Source organism: Thermococcus alcaliphilus (assembly GCF_024054535.1).
Taxonomy (GTDB): Archaea; Methanobacteriota_B; Thermococci; order Thermococcales; family Thermococcaceae; genus Thermococcus_A; species Thermococcus_A alcaliphilus.
The window spans coordinates 64,532-77,727 of sequence record NZ_JAMXLV010000022.1 but is presented as its reverse complement, the minus strand read 5'-3'; the positions used below and the strand labels follow the sequence as shown (position 1 = coordinate 77,727).

Below are 13,196 nucleotides of genomic sequence, written 5' to 3'. Positions count from 1 at the left end.
CATGTTCGGAGAGCACGAGCTGAAGACCCAGTTCATAAAGATTGCTGACAAAAAGATTCACCTTCTTGAAGAGAAAGGAGGCATAATCAGGTACAGGCGGGAGAATGTAGAGAAGCTCATCAAAAACAGCAGAGAGAAGCTTAAGGTTCTCCCTTCTCCAGCCATAGGTTATGGTGTGAGACTTCTTATGGTGAAGTTCAAAGAGCCTGTTGTAATACCTCCTCAAGACTCAATAACCGGATTCGTCGAGGCTCCCGTGGAAATAGATGTCAAAGTTGGCGATTTGAGCATAGACCACTTCATAGTCGGAAAAGAGAAGTACGCCCTCTACGGCACGTTGGAGGCGGGTGTAATCTGCCGTTATCACGTCAGTTTCTTTTACACGGAGGAGCCGGAGTCGATAGGGGTGGCAAAGCTTATAGTTTCCAACCCATCACCCGAGTGGAAATCCCTTGAGAGGGTCGTGATCCCAATAAGGGGAACGTCCATGTACTACGAGAGCACAAAGGCTTACTATCCCCTCCTAGTCGTTACAATCAAAAACCACAATCCCGAGGTCAACAACACAGGAAAACCGCCCAAAGAAGGTTTGAGTGCCGTTGGGGAAGGTCTGTCCCTGCCTAACTTCTTGATGAGGTGGTGAGAATGAACATAACAAATTCAACTTCCTTCTGGGAGCAGGGGGTTCTTGGGCAGAAGCTCTTCCTCACCCTAACTCTAGGTGCGGTTGTAAAAGCAGCTCTAATTCTTGTAACAGGCCTTATACTAGCAAAGGTTCTTAGGAGGTATCTCCTTAACCTCTCTAGGAGTACCAAGTACGTGTGGATAATCAATGAGGACACTGCATCAACGCTTCACAATTTAATAGTGGTTATAGCTCTCGTTTACACTTTTGATGCTCTTGGGGTGCTATCCCTTGAAATTGCAGGGACCAGCATAAGCAATCTTCTCACTGCGTTTCTGGTCTTCTACTTCTCTTACCTCCTTGCCAAGAAGTCAAAGGACTACATGATAATCCGTTCTTCAAAGCAGAAGCTCCCAGAGGTTCAAGTCAAGGCGAAGCTCTTCTATTATATTATAGTCACCCTTGCTTTCTTCCTCGCCCTCAATATTGCTGGTTTCACTGGTAGGCTGACCACTCTACTAGCAGCGGCTGGGATAACGGGTATCGTTCTCGGTTTTGCCTCCCAAACGGTCGTGGCCAACTTCATCTCTGGCATATTCATGTACTTTGACAAGCCCCTCAAGATAGGTGACCCCGTTGAGGTTGCTGGCTATTCCGGCGTTGTCCACGACATCAGGATACTCTCCACCAGAATAAGGACGTGGGACGGTCTCCTCGTGAGGATTCCAAACGAGAAGCTCTTCAACAGTGAGATAAAGAACCTCCAGAAGTATCCAGCGAGGAGAGTTGACATAGTGGTTGGCATAGCCTACAAGGAAGATGCTCAGAAAGCGATAGATGTGATAAAGAAGACCCTTGACGAGATGCCCTACGTTTTGGCGGAGCCTGAGCCGATGGTTTTCGTTGACAACCTCGGGGACAGCAGCGTCAATATAGCGGTAAGGGCATGGGCACCGAGCGAGAAATGGTTCGACGTTAGGATAGAGATAGTTCAGAAAGTTAAAAAGGCTCTCGACGAAGCCGGAATAGAGATACCGTTCCCGCAGAGGGTAAACTGGTTCGCAGAGGAACTGAGGGTGAAGATAGAGGAGAACTCAAAAGGAGAGAGCTCTTAACTCCTTTTCTTTTCTATCAGTGCGTAGAAGAAACCAATGGTCTTGTGCCTGTGGGGCCAGGCCCTCATCGTTCCCTCCAAAAAGCCTGGGTCGTAGGGGCTGTTTAAAGGCACAAGTTTAGCATCTGGATGCCTCCCAAGGAACCACTTAATCACTTCTTCGTTCTCCTCTGGTAGCATTGAGCAGGTAGAGTAGAGTAGCCTCCCTCCAGGTTTTAAAAGCTTCCAGGCACTCTCTATGAGCTCCTTCTGAAGGGTTACCACCTTGGGGATGTTCTTCTCCCGGAGGCGCCACCTGAGCTCGGGGTTTTTCGCTATTGTCCCATCGCTGGTGCATGGGGCATCAAGCATTACTTTATCGGCAATTTCCTCACCGAGAAGTTCTGGTGCCTTTCTCCCGTCCACTTTGATGACTTCGGCAATCTCAACCCCCGTCCTCCTCAGGACTTCCTTCATGCGCTCTATCCTTGTCTTATCAACATCAAAAGCATAGATTTTACCTTTGTTCTCCATCAGCTCTGCCATGTGGCTCGTCTTTCCTCCGGGAGCTGCTGCTAAATCAACAACAGTTTCTCCTGGCTTTGGAGAAAGAACGAGGGAGGCAACAGCGGAAGCTTCCTCCTGCGCTATGGCATAACCCTTATTGAAGAACCATTCGGGATTGAAGGGGTCGAGGATTCTGATTACGGTCTCGACTCTATTGCTCCTCTCGAAGCGGACGCCCTTCTTTTTCAGGTAGCTTTCCACCTCTTCAACGCTCCCCTTGAGGCGGTTTACCCTTATGCTCGTCGGAAGAGTTTCGTTTAGCGCCTTTAGGAGTTCTTCAGCTTCCTCTTCAAGCAACGCTTTCATCCTCGCTATGAACCACTCCGGGAAGAGATACTCCCACTTGAGTCTTTTTTCCTCGGTGTCGAGCTTTGGAATATAATTGATGACCTTTGGGAAAAGTTCGTAGTAGTAATAGCCCACGTATGGGTGAGTTCTTTTCGAGAGGAACTTAGCCAAGCCTTTGAGATGCTGGATGGTTTTCTCATTTGGGTTTCTAAACACTGCAATCTCAATGGCTATCCTTAAAGTGGCCCTTAACCAGGGATCAAGGATGAGAGGAGAAACACCTACGAGTTCTTCAATGATCTCGTCTATCAAGCCGAGGCGCCTCTGAATAGAGTAGAAAATGCCGGTGAGCTTTGAGTTTTCCCAGCCCTCTATTTTGTACTTTGCAAAGGCTTTCCTCTTTGCCTGTTGGCTGGGCTTTACTTCTTCTCCGAGCTTAAGAGCCTCTACCAAGGCGTAGAGCTGTCTGTCACTTAGCTTTAGCTTTCCCATGTTAATCCCTCTCAAATCTGTATATGTCTACCAAAATCCTCTCAAGCCTTTTTCGATGGAAGAAAAACTGGGCTGGGATTTCAAAAGTGAGGGTTAAGCGGTGGGTAATTTTGAAGCCGTTGTCTTTGACAAAAGCTCCAATAAACTTCCTGACTTCTTCTTTGGAGAGGTGAATGGAGTAAACCACATCACTGATTTCAAAGGCCTTTAGGAGAAAAGGTCTGTCCGCTTTTGGGTTTTGGCTACCGAAAGGAGGGTTCATTATCACGGTATCAACTTTAACGTTGAAGTCTTCTACCGATGCTTCAACAAACTCTATGTTGTTGATATTTAGTGCTCTCGCATTTTTCATCGCTATCTTCAGGGCTTTTTTATCCTTTTCGACTGCATAAACCTTTTTTGCTCCCATCAAGCTTGCTCCAATGCTTAGTACTCCAGTCCCAGCCCCTAAATCTGCAATGACCTTCCCTTCAATCTCGCCGAGGGAGTGGGCTAACCACAAAAGCTCCGCAGCAACGTTGCCGGGAGTTTTATACTGTTCAAGCTCGGGTTTGGGCTCTTCAAAACCTCTCAAATTTGATAGGATAATTGCGAGGTGCTTTTTCTTCATTCTACCACCTATGAGCTTGCAATATAGTGGAAGAGTTCTTCCCACGTCATGTTGAACTCAAGGCCTTCTATTCCAAAAATTGTCCCCGCTGTGGTTAATATAAACATTACCACGACTACCCCTAGAAAGAACCCAAACTCTGCCGCAAACGTTACAACGAGGGCCTCTCTCAAATTCAGCTTCAGCAACTTTAAAACTGTAAAAAGCACTAAAACCCCGAGAAAAAGATCTAATCCCATGGAAACTCCAACTCCCACAATGGATATTGCCAAGATCGAATAGCTTTTCAGCTCTTTGTATGTAAAAACCTCTAATGCCGTTTTCAGGAAGAGGTAGTAAAGAACTACAAAGATGGGATAGATGATGATATCCACAAGTTGCATGAGAGAAAATTGGGAATGGGACTTATAAAGACTTTGGAAGCTTGAGGCTTATCCCCATAGGTTCATCCCGCTCTCTTTTTCCTCCTATGATTTCATCGAACTCGTAATCTTCTCTCAGTCCGAGCAGAATCTCAAGCTCTCTCGGGGTAAGCACTGGCTTTCTCCAATTCTCAACATCGTCTATAGGCACTCTAGGACATGCCACAACTACATATGCATCAAAGTCAAATCCTTCCAAAGCTTGGTAGCTTATATGGTTCATAACTATCAGCTGAGCCTTTTTTCCATGCTCTTTTAGAAGTTTTACAATTCTTCTGGCTTCCCCAAGTCTTAGTTGGCCTTTCTTGGTGCTTGTTATTACTCCAAACTTCTCTGCATCGTAGGCTTTAGCTATCTGCGCCCAGCGTTTTCTTATCCACCTCTCTGCCTCTTTATCCATCCATATCGCATCGCCGCTGTATGGGTTTATTGCAAGGGTTGGCTTTTTTGTGGCTAAAGCAACGCCAATGGGGTGAAAGTAGCCAGCTCCAATAAAAAGAATGCCCTCTGCCTCTACTTTTGCCGCGGAGAAATTACACCCCAAAACCTGGCCTGGGAAGGAGACCCTTCCATCTCCCCTGCCAATTCTTACCTCAAATCCCTCATTTTCAAGAAATTCCTTTGCTTTGTTTAAGTCCTTTATGTGTTGAACTGTTGTAACCAAGGCTATTCTTTTTCCGAGCTTTCTTATCTCGGACATGTTTTTGGACAATGCTTTGATTACATCTACTTTTGCAAAAGCGGGAATGAAGATTGTGGGGACTTCGAGATTAAGCACCATGTATGAATGCCCGAGATGAATTAGTGCATCACATCCAAGCATCTTTGCCTCTCTATCGGCTGGATCACAGGCACCATAATTTATATCTCCACTTATTAAGCTCTCTATTCCATTTTCTTCAAGAAACTCTGCTAAAAACTGTGCCTCTCTCTTGAGGCCTTCTGGAGTTTGTATTAAAACCTTCTTTGCATCCAATTCTCTCAGCTTTTCCAAAACTTCTCGCTCGTGAAGTTCGTACATGTGGTCACCATTCCATTCAAAAACGAAATTCTTTTAAAGATTTGGCTCTAACAATACCTCGAACTTCGAGGTATGGTGATGAAAATGAAAAAAATAATAGTACTCTTGGTATTCCTGATTGTTGGTACTTCTCTTATCTCAGCAGAGAGACCTTACGATAAAGCCGCAGAGGCAACTTTTGAAGCATTAAAAAGTGGTGACTACTCTATTTTGCAGCCTTACCTCGATGATGCAATGAAAGTCGCTTTTAATGAGGAAAAGTTCAGAGCATTTAGGGATGATCTAATCTCAAAATACGGGGAGCCTAGGAGCTACAGCTTTGTTAAAGAAGGCAAAACTTCGGGCTTTATTCTCGGCTACTATAACTTTGAATTTGAGAAGGCAAATGTTACCTTGAGGCTGGTCTTTAGGGAGGTAAATGGCGAATACCTGCTTTCCGGCATATGGATTGATGCGGTAAACTCAAAGGAGACTGGTATTCCTTTGGGGGTTGCATTATTCTTCCCAGTTCTGGGAGGCTTTTTGGCTTTATTTACATTCTATCTATTGGGGTTTAGGAGGATAGGTGTTGCAGAGATAATTTTAGGCATCATACTGGTTGCAATAACCCTTGGTATTCAACCCCTAATCCAGAATGCTCCATTTTTGGCAGTGGGCATAAGGTCGAACTCAGAGATAGCTGCTAAAGGGACTGTCTTTGTAGTTTTTGCCTCAATATGGCTTGGATTTGTTGCTGGATTTTTCCAGGAGAGTTTGAAATATGGGCTTTCGAAGGGGAAGTATCTTAATGAAGCCCTTTTCATCGGCATTGGCTTTGGGCTTGGTGAAGCAATATTAGTTCCCGCTTTACAGGCTATCCAGCTCGCTACACTGGGCGGAATTACTCCGAAGCTTACAACAGCTCTTGTTTCCATGCTTGAACGCTACTTGGCTACTCTTTTCCATGCCGGAACAACTGTGGTTTTGGCTTACGCATACAAGAACGGCTTTGGGAAGAAAGCCCTACTGAGTTTGAGTGTTATCCATGGCATAATAGACACCTTTGCTGCATATTATCAATTCCGCCCCTCCACAGTAGTTTTGGCTATAACTTATGTGCTCCTCTTAGCAGTTTCACTTTTCCTGCTCCGTTATGGTTTGCCGAAAGTGAAGGAGGAGAGGGAGGAAGATAGGATTGTTTGGTGATCCAAAGAAGAAAGCATTAGAAAAATTCAGGAAGGAAATCAGAACTGGAATATATGCTTATTTGGTGCTTTCTCTCTTAAAAAACGAGAAAACTCACGGTTATGCCTTGAGAAAAGCCCTTGAAGACCTAAGCGATGGAAAGTTTGTGCCGGGCGAGAGCACTCTCTATGGAATTCTCAAAACCCTTGAGAAGTATAAGCTTATACGAGGGGAATGGATGGAAGTCGGAGGAAGGGCAAGAAAGTATTACGAGATAACTCAAACGGGAAAAGAGGTTCTTGAAGAGCTGAGAAAAGAAATCGAACTGATGAGAGAGGTGCTCGAAAAAAGATTTTTGAATTTTGTTTCATAAAATCTCTTTTAAACCCCCTTTCAGGAACTTTTGTTGGTGATTCAAAATGCTGAGGAAACTCTTTAATCAATGGAAAGCAAAATGTCCCTTTGTTAGAGCAATAGAAAAATGGCGCCTTGAGAGAAAGAAAAACAAATTTGAAGTAAGGAAAAGGGTCAGCTAGTCGATCCTTTCATCACCCTTCAGCGACGGGTTTGCTCATCACAACATCTTTTTCACTTCTTCTACGGTATTCTCTATAGGGACTGTTCTCTGCTCTCCGCTTTCCATGTCCCTTATTGTAACTTTTCCTTCGGCTAGATCTCTCTTTCCGAGGATTATCACAACTTTTGCCCCTATGCTGTTGGCGTAGTCAAGTGCCTTACTGAGCTTTCTTCCCTGGATATCGTACTCTGCCCTTATCTTTGCCCTTCTCAGCATCTGGGTTACTTCTATAGCCTTTTTCTTTATCTCAATTTCCTTTCCTATGTACGCAACAAAGACATCGCTTCCGACTTTAAACTCTGGTAAAAGTCCTTTGCTCTCCAAGATTGGTATTAACCTCTCTATTCCGATTGCAAAGCCCGTTGCTGGGGTTGGCTTTCCTCCAAAAACCTCAATTAAGTTGTCATACCTTCCCCCACCACCTATCGATCCTATACCAAGATCATTGGGGGCTATTGCCTCAAAGACTATGCTGGTGTAGTAGTCAAACCCCCTGGCTATCCCAAAGTCTATCAACGCATAATCCTCAACACCATAGGCTTTTAACAGTTCAAAGAGCTCTTCGATCTTCTTCAGTTCTTCTACTGCGATCTCACTTTCAAAAAGCTCATACGCTTTTGGTAAAACATCATCGGGCTTGCCCTTCAGTTCTATCAGAGCGAAGACCTTCCCTATATCTTCTTCACTGAGCCCAAACTCTTTTAGGCTCTTTATGAAGTCCTCTCTGCTCATCTTGTCTTTTTTATCTATCAGCCTCATAAGCCCAATATCATCTTTCACGCCAAGCATCTTTGCAAATTCATCCAAAAGGACTCTATCCCCTATGTTAACCGTGAATTCCCTCAAGCCAGTGTTGAGATAGCTCTCTATGAGAAGGGCGATAACCTCAGCATCTGCCTCTATGTTCGGGGATCCAATGAGCTCGACCCCAGCTTGCCAGAACTCCCTTAACCTTCCGCTCTGCGGTTCCTCATAACGGAACATGTTTGCTATGTAGTACCATCTTATCGGTTTTGGCGCAGTTTGGAAAGAATTAACGAAGAGCCTCGCAACGCTTGAAGTTAAATCCGGCCTGAGGGAAATATTCCTACCACCTTTGTCTTCAAAGGCGTATAACTGCTCAACAACTTCTTCTCCACTCCTTAATTCAAAGAGCTTTGTGTACTCGAAAGTTGGCGTGAGTATCTCTTTAAACCCATAAGCTTCAAAAACTTCCCTTATTTTCTCAAATACGTACCTTCTTTTTGCCATATCCTCTGGAAGCAAGTCTCTCGTCCCTTTAACGCGCTGGATTCTATTCATATCTCTCACCTACCAATTGAAATAAAGAGGAAGTTAAAAAGTTGTTGATGCCATGAGCTTTAGAAATATTCCTCCGACACCTTCCACCATCATTTGAGCTCCAATGGCCATTGTAAAGAGACCAATTATCCTGATAAACACACCGAGCGTTGTTTTGCTTATATTTTCGACCGCGTAGAGGGTAATCAGCATTATGAGAGCTGTGGTTAATATGGCTATTATAATAGCCAAAGCAGAAACTTCTATGCCGTACTCTGCCGTTAGCGTTATTGCAGTTGTGATTGCCGCTGGACCTGCTATTAAAGGCGTAGCAACCGGAACTGCCGCTAGGGCGAGGATGTTCTTTTCTTTCTTGAGGGTTACCATTCCACCGCCTTCTAATGCCTCAAGACCTATTTTGAAAAGCACAAAGCCTCCTGCAACTCTTAAAGCATTCAGGTCAATGTGAAATATATCCTGGAGTATTATCTTCCCTGCCAAGGCAAATAGAATTAGGAGAAGGAATCCTATTAGATTGGCTCTCACTATGAGCTGTTTTATGTCCTCTATGTGGAAATCTTCCCTAAGTAAGCTAACCAGAAGTATTTTATCGCTCGGGTCTATCATGATTATCATAAGCAATGCGGAGCTGAGAACTTCAGCCATCATATGCCTCGAAAGGTTTTCAAGAGATGCTGTTTATAAAGTTATGCAATGATGAAACCGGCACTGGATGATTGGTGATTAACGCTCGGTTGTCTGAGCATCACAGAAAGATTTATAAACCACTTCAAGATGAGTAGTGATTGAGGGCTGGGCTGTAGGGTCCCGCGGTAGCCTAGCCTGGGAGTGGCGGCGGACTGTAGATCCGCAGGTCCCCGGTTCAAATCCGGGCCGCGGGACCACCAAAATTCTATGCGCGGTTTTGCTTGATATTCTGAAGTTCAATTCTCAAAAGCTCCACGTCCTGCAGAATTTCTTTTAAGCTCTGTTCAATATAGTTTATGCGTCCCTCAAGGATATCTAAAGCTTCTAACCTTTCCTCGATAAATTCTATTCTCTTCTGCAGCTCAGCGATTTTATTTTCCAACTCTCCCATTGGCTTCCCCCTTAAGTACCTTCTCTTTCTCTTTTATTCAATTTTTCTCTAAGCGGAAGATGTATAAGGAGAGGGTGCCATTTATCATCATGGGCTCAAAGATAATTGCGATAGTTCTAGTTTTCCTCTCCATGATTAGCGGGTGTATCTTTTACCCCCGGGTATCCCCTACCGTCAATAATACTCCTACCGAGGCATGTGAGGATGCTGATTATTACTTCTTGGACTCTGCCATAGAGTGCACAATAACCCCAGAAGAAATAGAAGCCCTTCTTCCAATTGCAGATGAACTAAAGGAGGGAGAGATAAGAGAGGATGTGTGGAAAATCCTCGAGTGGGAGGAAAGGAACATAAAATATGATTCTGAAAAAGCAGCCCTCCCACCTGCAAAGATAACCACTTATCCAACGGGAAAGGTGGAGATAAGCGGAGGATCAAAGATCCAAAGTCCTTCAGAAACTGTGAATCTTGGAAGGGGAATATGTACGGATTATACAGTTTTAACGCTTGCCTTGTTATTTGCAATGAACTACACTGAAGCTTACGCCCTTGAAATAAATTTCGAAAACAGCGAAACAGGCCATGCAGCGGCTTTAGTAAAGATTAATGGAAAGTTCTTCGTTCTAGATCAGAAACCTCCTGTCATGGACTTGGGGAGTTACTACCTTCACTGGAAGAAGGTTGAAGGAAAGACGATCTCAAATGCCACTCTTTATCGAGTTCTATGGGGCGATAGAGCACAGGTTGAGAAAATTAGGGTTCTCTATCCATCGGACTTCCTAGGAGAGGACTACAGTTTCACGAACTTTGATGCCAACAGGCTGGCATTTGGGATTATGGAGAGAATAGAAAGTGAGTTTCCAGATCTAAAAAAAGACGAAAACCTTAAATCTGGAAAACCTATCGGATATTCCTCTGGAAAAAGGTGGTTAATGACTTTTCCAAATTTTGCTATGTATTATAATCCGGAGTTCCACGAGCAGTTTGTGGACTATATTTACTCTAACTTAAAAGATACCCCTGAAATTCTGGCGGATTTGGGGGATTATAGCTATTTCTGGGTCGATGTGAAGGCTGAAGGAGACGACCTTAAGGTAGAGCTTGTTTTGGCAAGGAGGTGATCAAAAATCTTTTAACCTTTGAAATCAAGTTAAACTATGGTGTTTAAAATGAAGACCTTCCTTACAGAACAGCAGATCAGAATACTGCGTTTGAGAGCTAAAGGGTTAAAACAAAGCGAAATAGCCGAAATTTTGGGCACGAGCAGAGCAAACATAAGCATTCTCGAAAAACGTGCATTGGAAAAAATTGAAAAAGCCAAAAATACTCTTCTACTTTGGGAACAGATAAACTCCAAAGTTGCCATTGAGGTCAAAAAAGGGGAAGACATATTTAGGGTTCCGGACAAGCTTTTTGAGAAAGCCGACGAGGTCGGGATAAAAGTCCCATACACAACCGCGGAAATCATAGCCTTCCTTGTTGACAATGCCCCAATAGAGGATAGAATAGCAAAAAAGGACTTTGTTCTATTTTTGGATACTCAAGATAGGCTCAAAGTGAGTGAGCATTTACTGGAGGAGCTTGAGGAGATAGGGAAGGATTAAGGAAGTAAAAACGCCGTTTAGTGCCATTGCAAGTCCGCTGACTGCTCCTGAAAGTTCATCGTCTAGTATTATTCTTGCAGTTCCTAGTCCATGGGAAGTAACTCCCATAGCAAGCCCCCTAGCTACTCTATCTTTTATTTTGAAAGCGTTTAGCATCTCGATTCCGATGGCGTTCCCAAATATTCCCGTTAGTATGACAAGAACTGCTGTTAAGGCTGGTATGCCCCCTATCTTCTCGCTAACTCCAATAGCTATTGCCGTTGTAATGCTCTTGGGAGCGATGCTTAGAAGAACGCTCTCACTTCCTCCTAAAAGCTTTGCAGCATAAAATGCGCTTAGGATTGCTAATGTCCCGCCAAATACTATTCCTGCAAATATTTGCTTTGAGTACTCCTTTATTATTTCTCTCTGCTTATAGAGAGGGATTGCCAAGCTCACCACCGCTGGGCCTAGAAAGAAGCTTAAAATCTTGGCACTCTCCATATAGGTCTCGTAGCTAATCCCAGTCAGGTGTAAAATCGATGCTATTGCAATTATGGAAAGCATAACGGGATTTAAATAAAAGGCTCTTTTCTTTTCATAAAGCTTTGAAAAGAGGTAAAAAACTGCAATCGTTAAAAAAATTCCAAGGGCGTTCATCTCTCCCCACCTCTTAAAAGTTCAACGAACTTAGCTGTTAAAATCAATGTTAGGGCAAAGCTTATGATCAAAGCTCCAAAAATTGGAACTGCTTGACTTTTTATAAGTCCCCAGTAGGAGATAACTCCAACTCCCGGCGGGATGAACATCACACTCATATTTCTTATGAAGAACTCTGCCTCCCTTTCAACGTCTTCCAGCTTTATAACGTTAAATAAGAGCGCAAAAGTCAGCAGAATCATCCCGATAACGTTCCCAGGGATTGGGAGATTAAATACTTCGCTCAGGATTTCTCCAATAAAGAGAAAACCGAATATTATGGTAAGCCCTTTGTACATAGGCATCAAAAAAAAACTAGGATACGGAAAGATAAAAAGCTAACGAATCACTCAAAGATTGCTATTGCTTCTATCTCTACCTTGACTCCCTTTGGCAGTTTTCCTGCTTCTACTACTGCCCTAGCTGGTTTTGAGTGCCCAAAGTATTCTTCATATACCTTGTTGAACTCTTCGAAGTCTTTTATGTCCTCTAAGTATACGTTAACCTTTACCACATCATCTACCGTTGCTCCCGCAGCTTCTAGGATTGCTATTAAGTTCTCTATTGCCTGTCTTGCCTGCTCCTTTATGTCGCCTTTAACAAGTTCTCCCGTTTCTGGATCTATAGGAATCTGTCCTGAGATGAAGAGTATCTTGTCGGGGTTTTCGACTAGAATTGCCTGGCTGTAGGGCCCTATTGGTTTTGGGGCATTTTCAGTATAAATTACACTCCTCTTCACCATTCCCGTCACCTCCAAATTTTATTATACAATCGTTATTAAAAACTTTTCGGAAAAAGAAGAGAGAATCAGCGAAGCGAAGAGTCCTCATCGTTTCCCTCGGGTGTCCTCGGCCTCATCATCCTCTATTTTTTCAACTCTTTTCGAGGTACTTTTCAAGGGACTTTGAGGGGATGTCAATTGAAAGCCCCATCTTCTGCAGGGCAGTTCTTAGGGCATAGATTTTTGCATGTTCTGCGAATTCTTTTGGTGCATAATGCTCTATCGGGATGTGGAGGAGCTTATCTACGAGTGTTTTTATCTCACTCTCACTTTTAGCCTTTTTGATGTCTCCAAACCATTGTTCTATTCCTTTCAAATCTATCTCGGCATACACGGGAATCTTTGCGACAGTTGTTTCATTTATGCTTGCCAAGATCCTTGCAACATCCGCCATTGGAGTTTTATCGTCTATTATAAGCCTTTTCACGACTATCCAGCTTCCATGCTTGGCGGTGAAGTTTATGTGATCCTCATTATACATGAGCGTGGTTCTAAGCTCCCTTATGGGCTCTTCCGGGTAGCTGACGGGGAACTTCTTTGAGAGCGCTTCCCTTGCTAGCAACGCTTTCGCGGCATCCAGAAGGAGTTTTTTGAGCTTTTTGTCCTCTTCGAATATCATCGGATTAAGTTTTCTTGATGTCCCTGGAGATTTTAAAGTTTTTAAGGCTTCCCAGACTTCTTTCTTTCCTATTTCCTCCGCTAGGCTCATTATTCCAGCAACGTTCATGACCTCTGTTAGATATTCGGGAATCTTCAGAGTGACAGTGTTTGAGACACTTGCAAGGAAGTGGGCTATCTCGTGTTTTTCCATTGCTAGCAGCTTATCCCCGACCTTCCAGTTCTTGTGGTTTGCCGTGAAAGCTATGTGATCTTCAATTTTCATTTTCATCACCC

17 protein-coding genes and 1 tRNA gene are annotated in these 13,196 nt (G+C 43.7%); 7 read left to right on the top strand and 11 right to left on the bottom strand.

The genetic code is table 11. The features are described from left to right. Window position 1: 1 nt before the first annotated feature. Both NF859_RS08355 and NF859_RS08350 read left to right on the top strand, forming a co-directional pair. Window positions 2-643 carry a DUF432 domain-containing protein gene (locus NF859_RS08355; protein ID WP_252743826.1) on the top strand — a complete coding sequence of 214 codons (642 nt, stop codon included), beginning with the start codon at window positions 2-4 and terminating at the stop codon, window positions 641-643. Between the two features lie 2 nt (window positions 644-645). Continuing rightward, a complete protein-coding gene (locus NF859_RS08350) occupies window positions 646-1,740 on the top strand; it encodes a mechanosensitive ion channel family protein (protein WP_252743825.1) in 1,095 nt (364 codons plus the stop codon). Here NF859_RS08350 and NF859_RS08345 read toward each other — a convergent pair. From NF859_RS08345 to dph2, 4 genes are read right to left on the bottom strand one after another with little or no spacing between them, the layout of a single operon-like run. Beyond that, window positions 1,737-3,065, bottom strand: a complete 1,329-nt coding sequence (locus NF859_RS08345; protein WP_252743824.1) for an RsmB/NOP family class I SAM-dependent RNA methyltransferase — start codon at window positions 3,063-3,065, stop codon at window positions 1,737-1,739. The genes NF859_RS08350 and NF859_RS08345 overlap by 4 nt on opposite strands. 1 nt (window position 3,066) lies before the next feature. Further along, window positions 3,067-3,675, bottom strand: coding sequence for an METTL5 family protein (locus NF859_RS08340; RefSeq protein ID WP_252743823.1), 609 nt, complete (start codon window positions 3,673-3,675; stop codon window positions 3,067-3,069). An 8-nt stretch (window positions 3,676-3,683) separates the two neighbouring features. Next, the gene (locus NF859_RS08335) at window positions 3,684-4,058 is read right to left on the bottom strand and encodes a hypothetical protein (protein ID WP_252743822.1); all 375 of its coding nucleotides are present in this window, start codon (window positions 4,056-4,058) and stop codon (window positions 3,684-3,686) included. Between the two features lie 22 nt (window positions 4,059-4,080). After that, window positions 4,081-5,118, bottom strand: coding sequence for a diphthamide biosynthesis enzyme Dph2 (gene dph2 / locus NF859_RS08330; RefSeq protein ID WP_252743821.1), 1,038 nt, complete (start codon window positions 5,116-5,118; stop codon window positions 4,081-4,083). A gap of 84 nt (window positions 5,119-5,202) precedes the next feature. Here dph2 and NF859_RS08325 point away from each other — a divergent pair, with 84 nt between their 5' ends. Together NF859_RS08325 and NF859_RS08320 are read left to right on the top strand one after the other, a co-directional pair. After that, a complete protein-coding gene (locus NF859_RS08325) occupies window positions 5,203-6,303 on the top strand; it encodes a DUF3887 domain-containing protein (RefSeq protein WP_252743820.1) in 1,101 nt (366 codons plus the stop codon). Beyond that, a complete protein-coding gene (locus NF859_RS08320) occupies window positions 6,293-6,655 on the top strand; it encodes a PadR family transcriptional regulator (RefSeq protein WP_252743819.1) in 363 nt (120 codons plus the stop codon). The genes NF859_RS08325 and NF859_RS08320 overlap by 11 nt, the downstream gene beginning before the upstream one ends. 201 nt (window positions 6,656-6,856) lie before the next feature. Here the strand turns inward: NF859_RS08320 and hisS are convergent, their stop codons facing one another. Continuing rightward, window positions 6,857-8,161 carry a histidine--tRNA ligase gene (gene hisS / locus NF859_RS08315; protein ID WP_252743879.1) on the bottom strand — a complete coding sequence of 435 codons (1,305 nt, stop codon included), beginning with the start codon at window positions 8,159-8,161 and terminating at the stop codon, window positions 6,857-6,859. A 33-nt stretch (window positions 8,162-8,194) separates the two neighbouring features. Further along, window positions 8,195-8,809: a MarC family protein gene (locus tag NF859_RS08310; protein WP_087035953.1), complete on the bottom strand. Its 615-nt coding sequence runs from the start codon at window positions 8,807-8,809 to the stop codon at window positions 8,195-8,197. 158 nt (window positions 8,810-8,967) lie between these two features. Between NF859_RS08310 and NF859_RS08305 the strand changes: the two genes are divergently transcribed. Continuing rightward, window positions 8,968-9,045 (top strand) — tRNA-Tyr (locus NF859_RS08305). Window positions 9,046-9,053: 8 nt separating this feature from the next. Here NF859_RS08305 and NF859_RS08300 read toward each other — a convergent pair. Then, complete coding sequence (locus NF859_RS08300) at window positions 9,054-9,239, bottom strand: hypothetical protein (RefSeq protein WP_252743818.1); 186 nt, start codon at window positions 9,237-9,239, stop codon at window positions 9,054-9,056. A gap of 89 nt (window positions 9,240-9,328) precedes the next feature. Here NF859_RS08300 and NF859_RS08295 point away from each other — a divergent pair, with 89 nt between their 5' ends. Further along, entirely contained in the window at window positions 9,329-10,360 is a 1,032-nt protein-coding gene (locus NF859_RS08295; protein WP_252743817.1) for a transglutaminase-like domain-containing protein, read from the top strand. A 48-nt stretch (window positions 10,361-10,408) separates the two neighbouring features. Then, window positions 10,409-10,843 (top strand): transcriptional factor EnfR, encoded by a 435-nt coding sequence (enfR, locus tag NF859_RS08290; RefSeq protein WP_087035946.1) that lies wholly within the window; start codon window positions 10,409-10,411, stop codon window positions 10,841-10,843. On the opposite strand, the gene NF859_RS08285 is transcribed toward enfR, so the two are convergent. From NF859_RS08285 to NF859_RS08270, 4 genes are all read right to left on the bottom strand, one after another. After that, window positions 10,808-11,482 carry a CidB/LrgB family autolysis modulator gene (locus NF859_RS08285; protein WP_252743816.1) on the bottom strand — a complete coding sequence of 225 codons (675 nt, stop codon included), beginning with the start codon at window positions 11,480-11,482 and terminating at the stop codon, window positions 10,808-10,810. The genes enfR and NF859_RS08285 overlap by 36 nt on opposite strands. Beyond that, a complete protein-coding gene (locus NF859_RS08280) occupies window positions 11,479-11,820 on the bottom strand; it encodes a CidA/LrgA family protein (protein ID WP_252743878.1) in 342 nt (113 codons plus the stop codon). The genes NF859_RS08285 and NF859_RS08280 overlap by 4 nt, the downstream gene beginning before the upstream one ends. A 47-nt stretch (window positions 11,821-11,867) precedes the next feature. Next, window positions 11,868-12,263, bottom strand: coding sequence for a RidA family protein (locus NF859_RS08275; protein ID WP_252743815.1), 396 nt, complete (start codon window positions 12,261-12,263; stop codon window positions 11,868-11,870). A gap of 130 nt (window positions 12,264-12,393) precedes the next feature. After that, on the bottom strand, window positions 12,394-13,185 hold the full coding sequence (locus NF859_RS08270; RefSeq protein WP_252743814.1) for a DUF2666 family protein: 792 nt from the start codon (window positions 13,183-13,185) through the stop codon (window positions 12,394-12,396). Window positions 13,186-13,196: the final 11 nt, after the last annotated feature.

Coding starts and splice junctions, on each gene's coding strand:
- NF859_RS08355 (WP_252743826.1), top strand. CDS start 2: ATGTTCGGAGAGCACGAGCTGAAGACCCAGTTCATAAAGATTGCTGAC.
- NF859_RS08350 (WP_252743825.1), top strand. CDS start 646: ATGAACATAACAAATTCAACTTCCTTCTGGGAGCAGGGGGTTCTTGGG.
- NF859_RS08345 (WP_252743824.1), bottom strand. CDS start 3,065: ATGGGAAAGCTAAAGCTAAGTGACAGACAGCTCTACGCCTTGGTAGAG.
- NF859_RS08340 (WP_252743823.1), bottom strand. CDS start 3,675: ATGAAGAAAAAGCACCTCGCAATTATCCTATCAAATTTGAGAGGTTTT.
- NF859_RS08335 (WP_252743822.1), bottom strand. CDS start 4,058: ATGCAACTTGTGGATATCATCATCTATCCCATCTTTGTAGTTCTTTAC.
- dph2 (WP_252743821.1), bottom strand. CDS start 5,118: ATGTACGAACTTCACGAGCGAGAAGTTTTGGAAAAGCTGAGAGAATTG.
- NF859_RS08325 (WP_252743820.1), top strand. CDS start 5,203: ATGAAAAAAATAATAGTACTCTTGGTATTCCTGATTGTTGGTACTTCT.
- hisS (WP_252743879.1), bottom strand. CDS start 8,161: ATGAATAGAATCCAGCGCGTTAAAGGGACGAGAGACTTGCTTCCAGAG.
- NF859_RS08310 (WP_087035953.1), bottom strand. CDS start 8,809: ATGATGGCTGAAGTTCTCAGCTCCGCATTGCTTATGATAATCATGATA.
- NF859_RS08300 (WP_252743818.1), bottom strand. CDS start 9,239: ATGGGAGAGTTGGAAAATAAAATCGCTGAGCTGCAGAAGAGAATAGAA.
- NF859_RS08295 (WP_252743817.1), top strand. CDS start 9,329: ATGGGCTCAAAGATAATTGCGATAGTTCTAGTTTTCCTCTCCATGATT.
- enfR (WP_087035946.1), top strand. CDS start 10,409: ATGAAGACCTTCCTTACAGAACAGCAGATCAGAATACTGCGTTTGAGA.
- NF859_RS08285 (WP_252743816.1), bottom strand. CDS start 11,482: ATGAACGCCCTTGGAATTTTTTTAACGATTGCAGTTTTTTACCTCTTT.
- NF859_RS08280 (WP_252743878.1), bottom strand. CDS start 11,820: ATGTACAAAGGGCTTACCATAATATTCGGTTTTCTCTTTATTGGAGAA.
- NF859_RS08275 (WP_252743815.1), bottom strand. CDS start 12,263: ATGGTGAAGAGGAGTGTAATTTATACTGAAAATGCCCCAAAACCAATA.
- NF859_RS08270 (WP_252743814.1), bottom strand. CDS start 13,185: ATGAAAATTGAAGATCACATAGCTTTCACGGCAAACCACAAGAACTGG.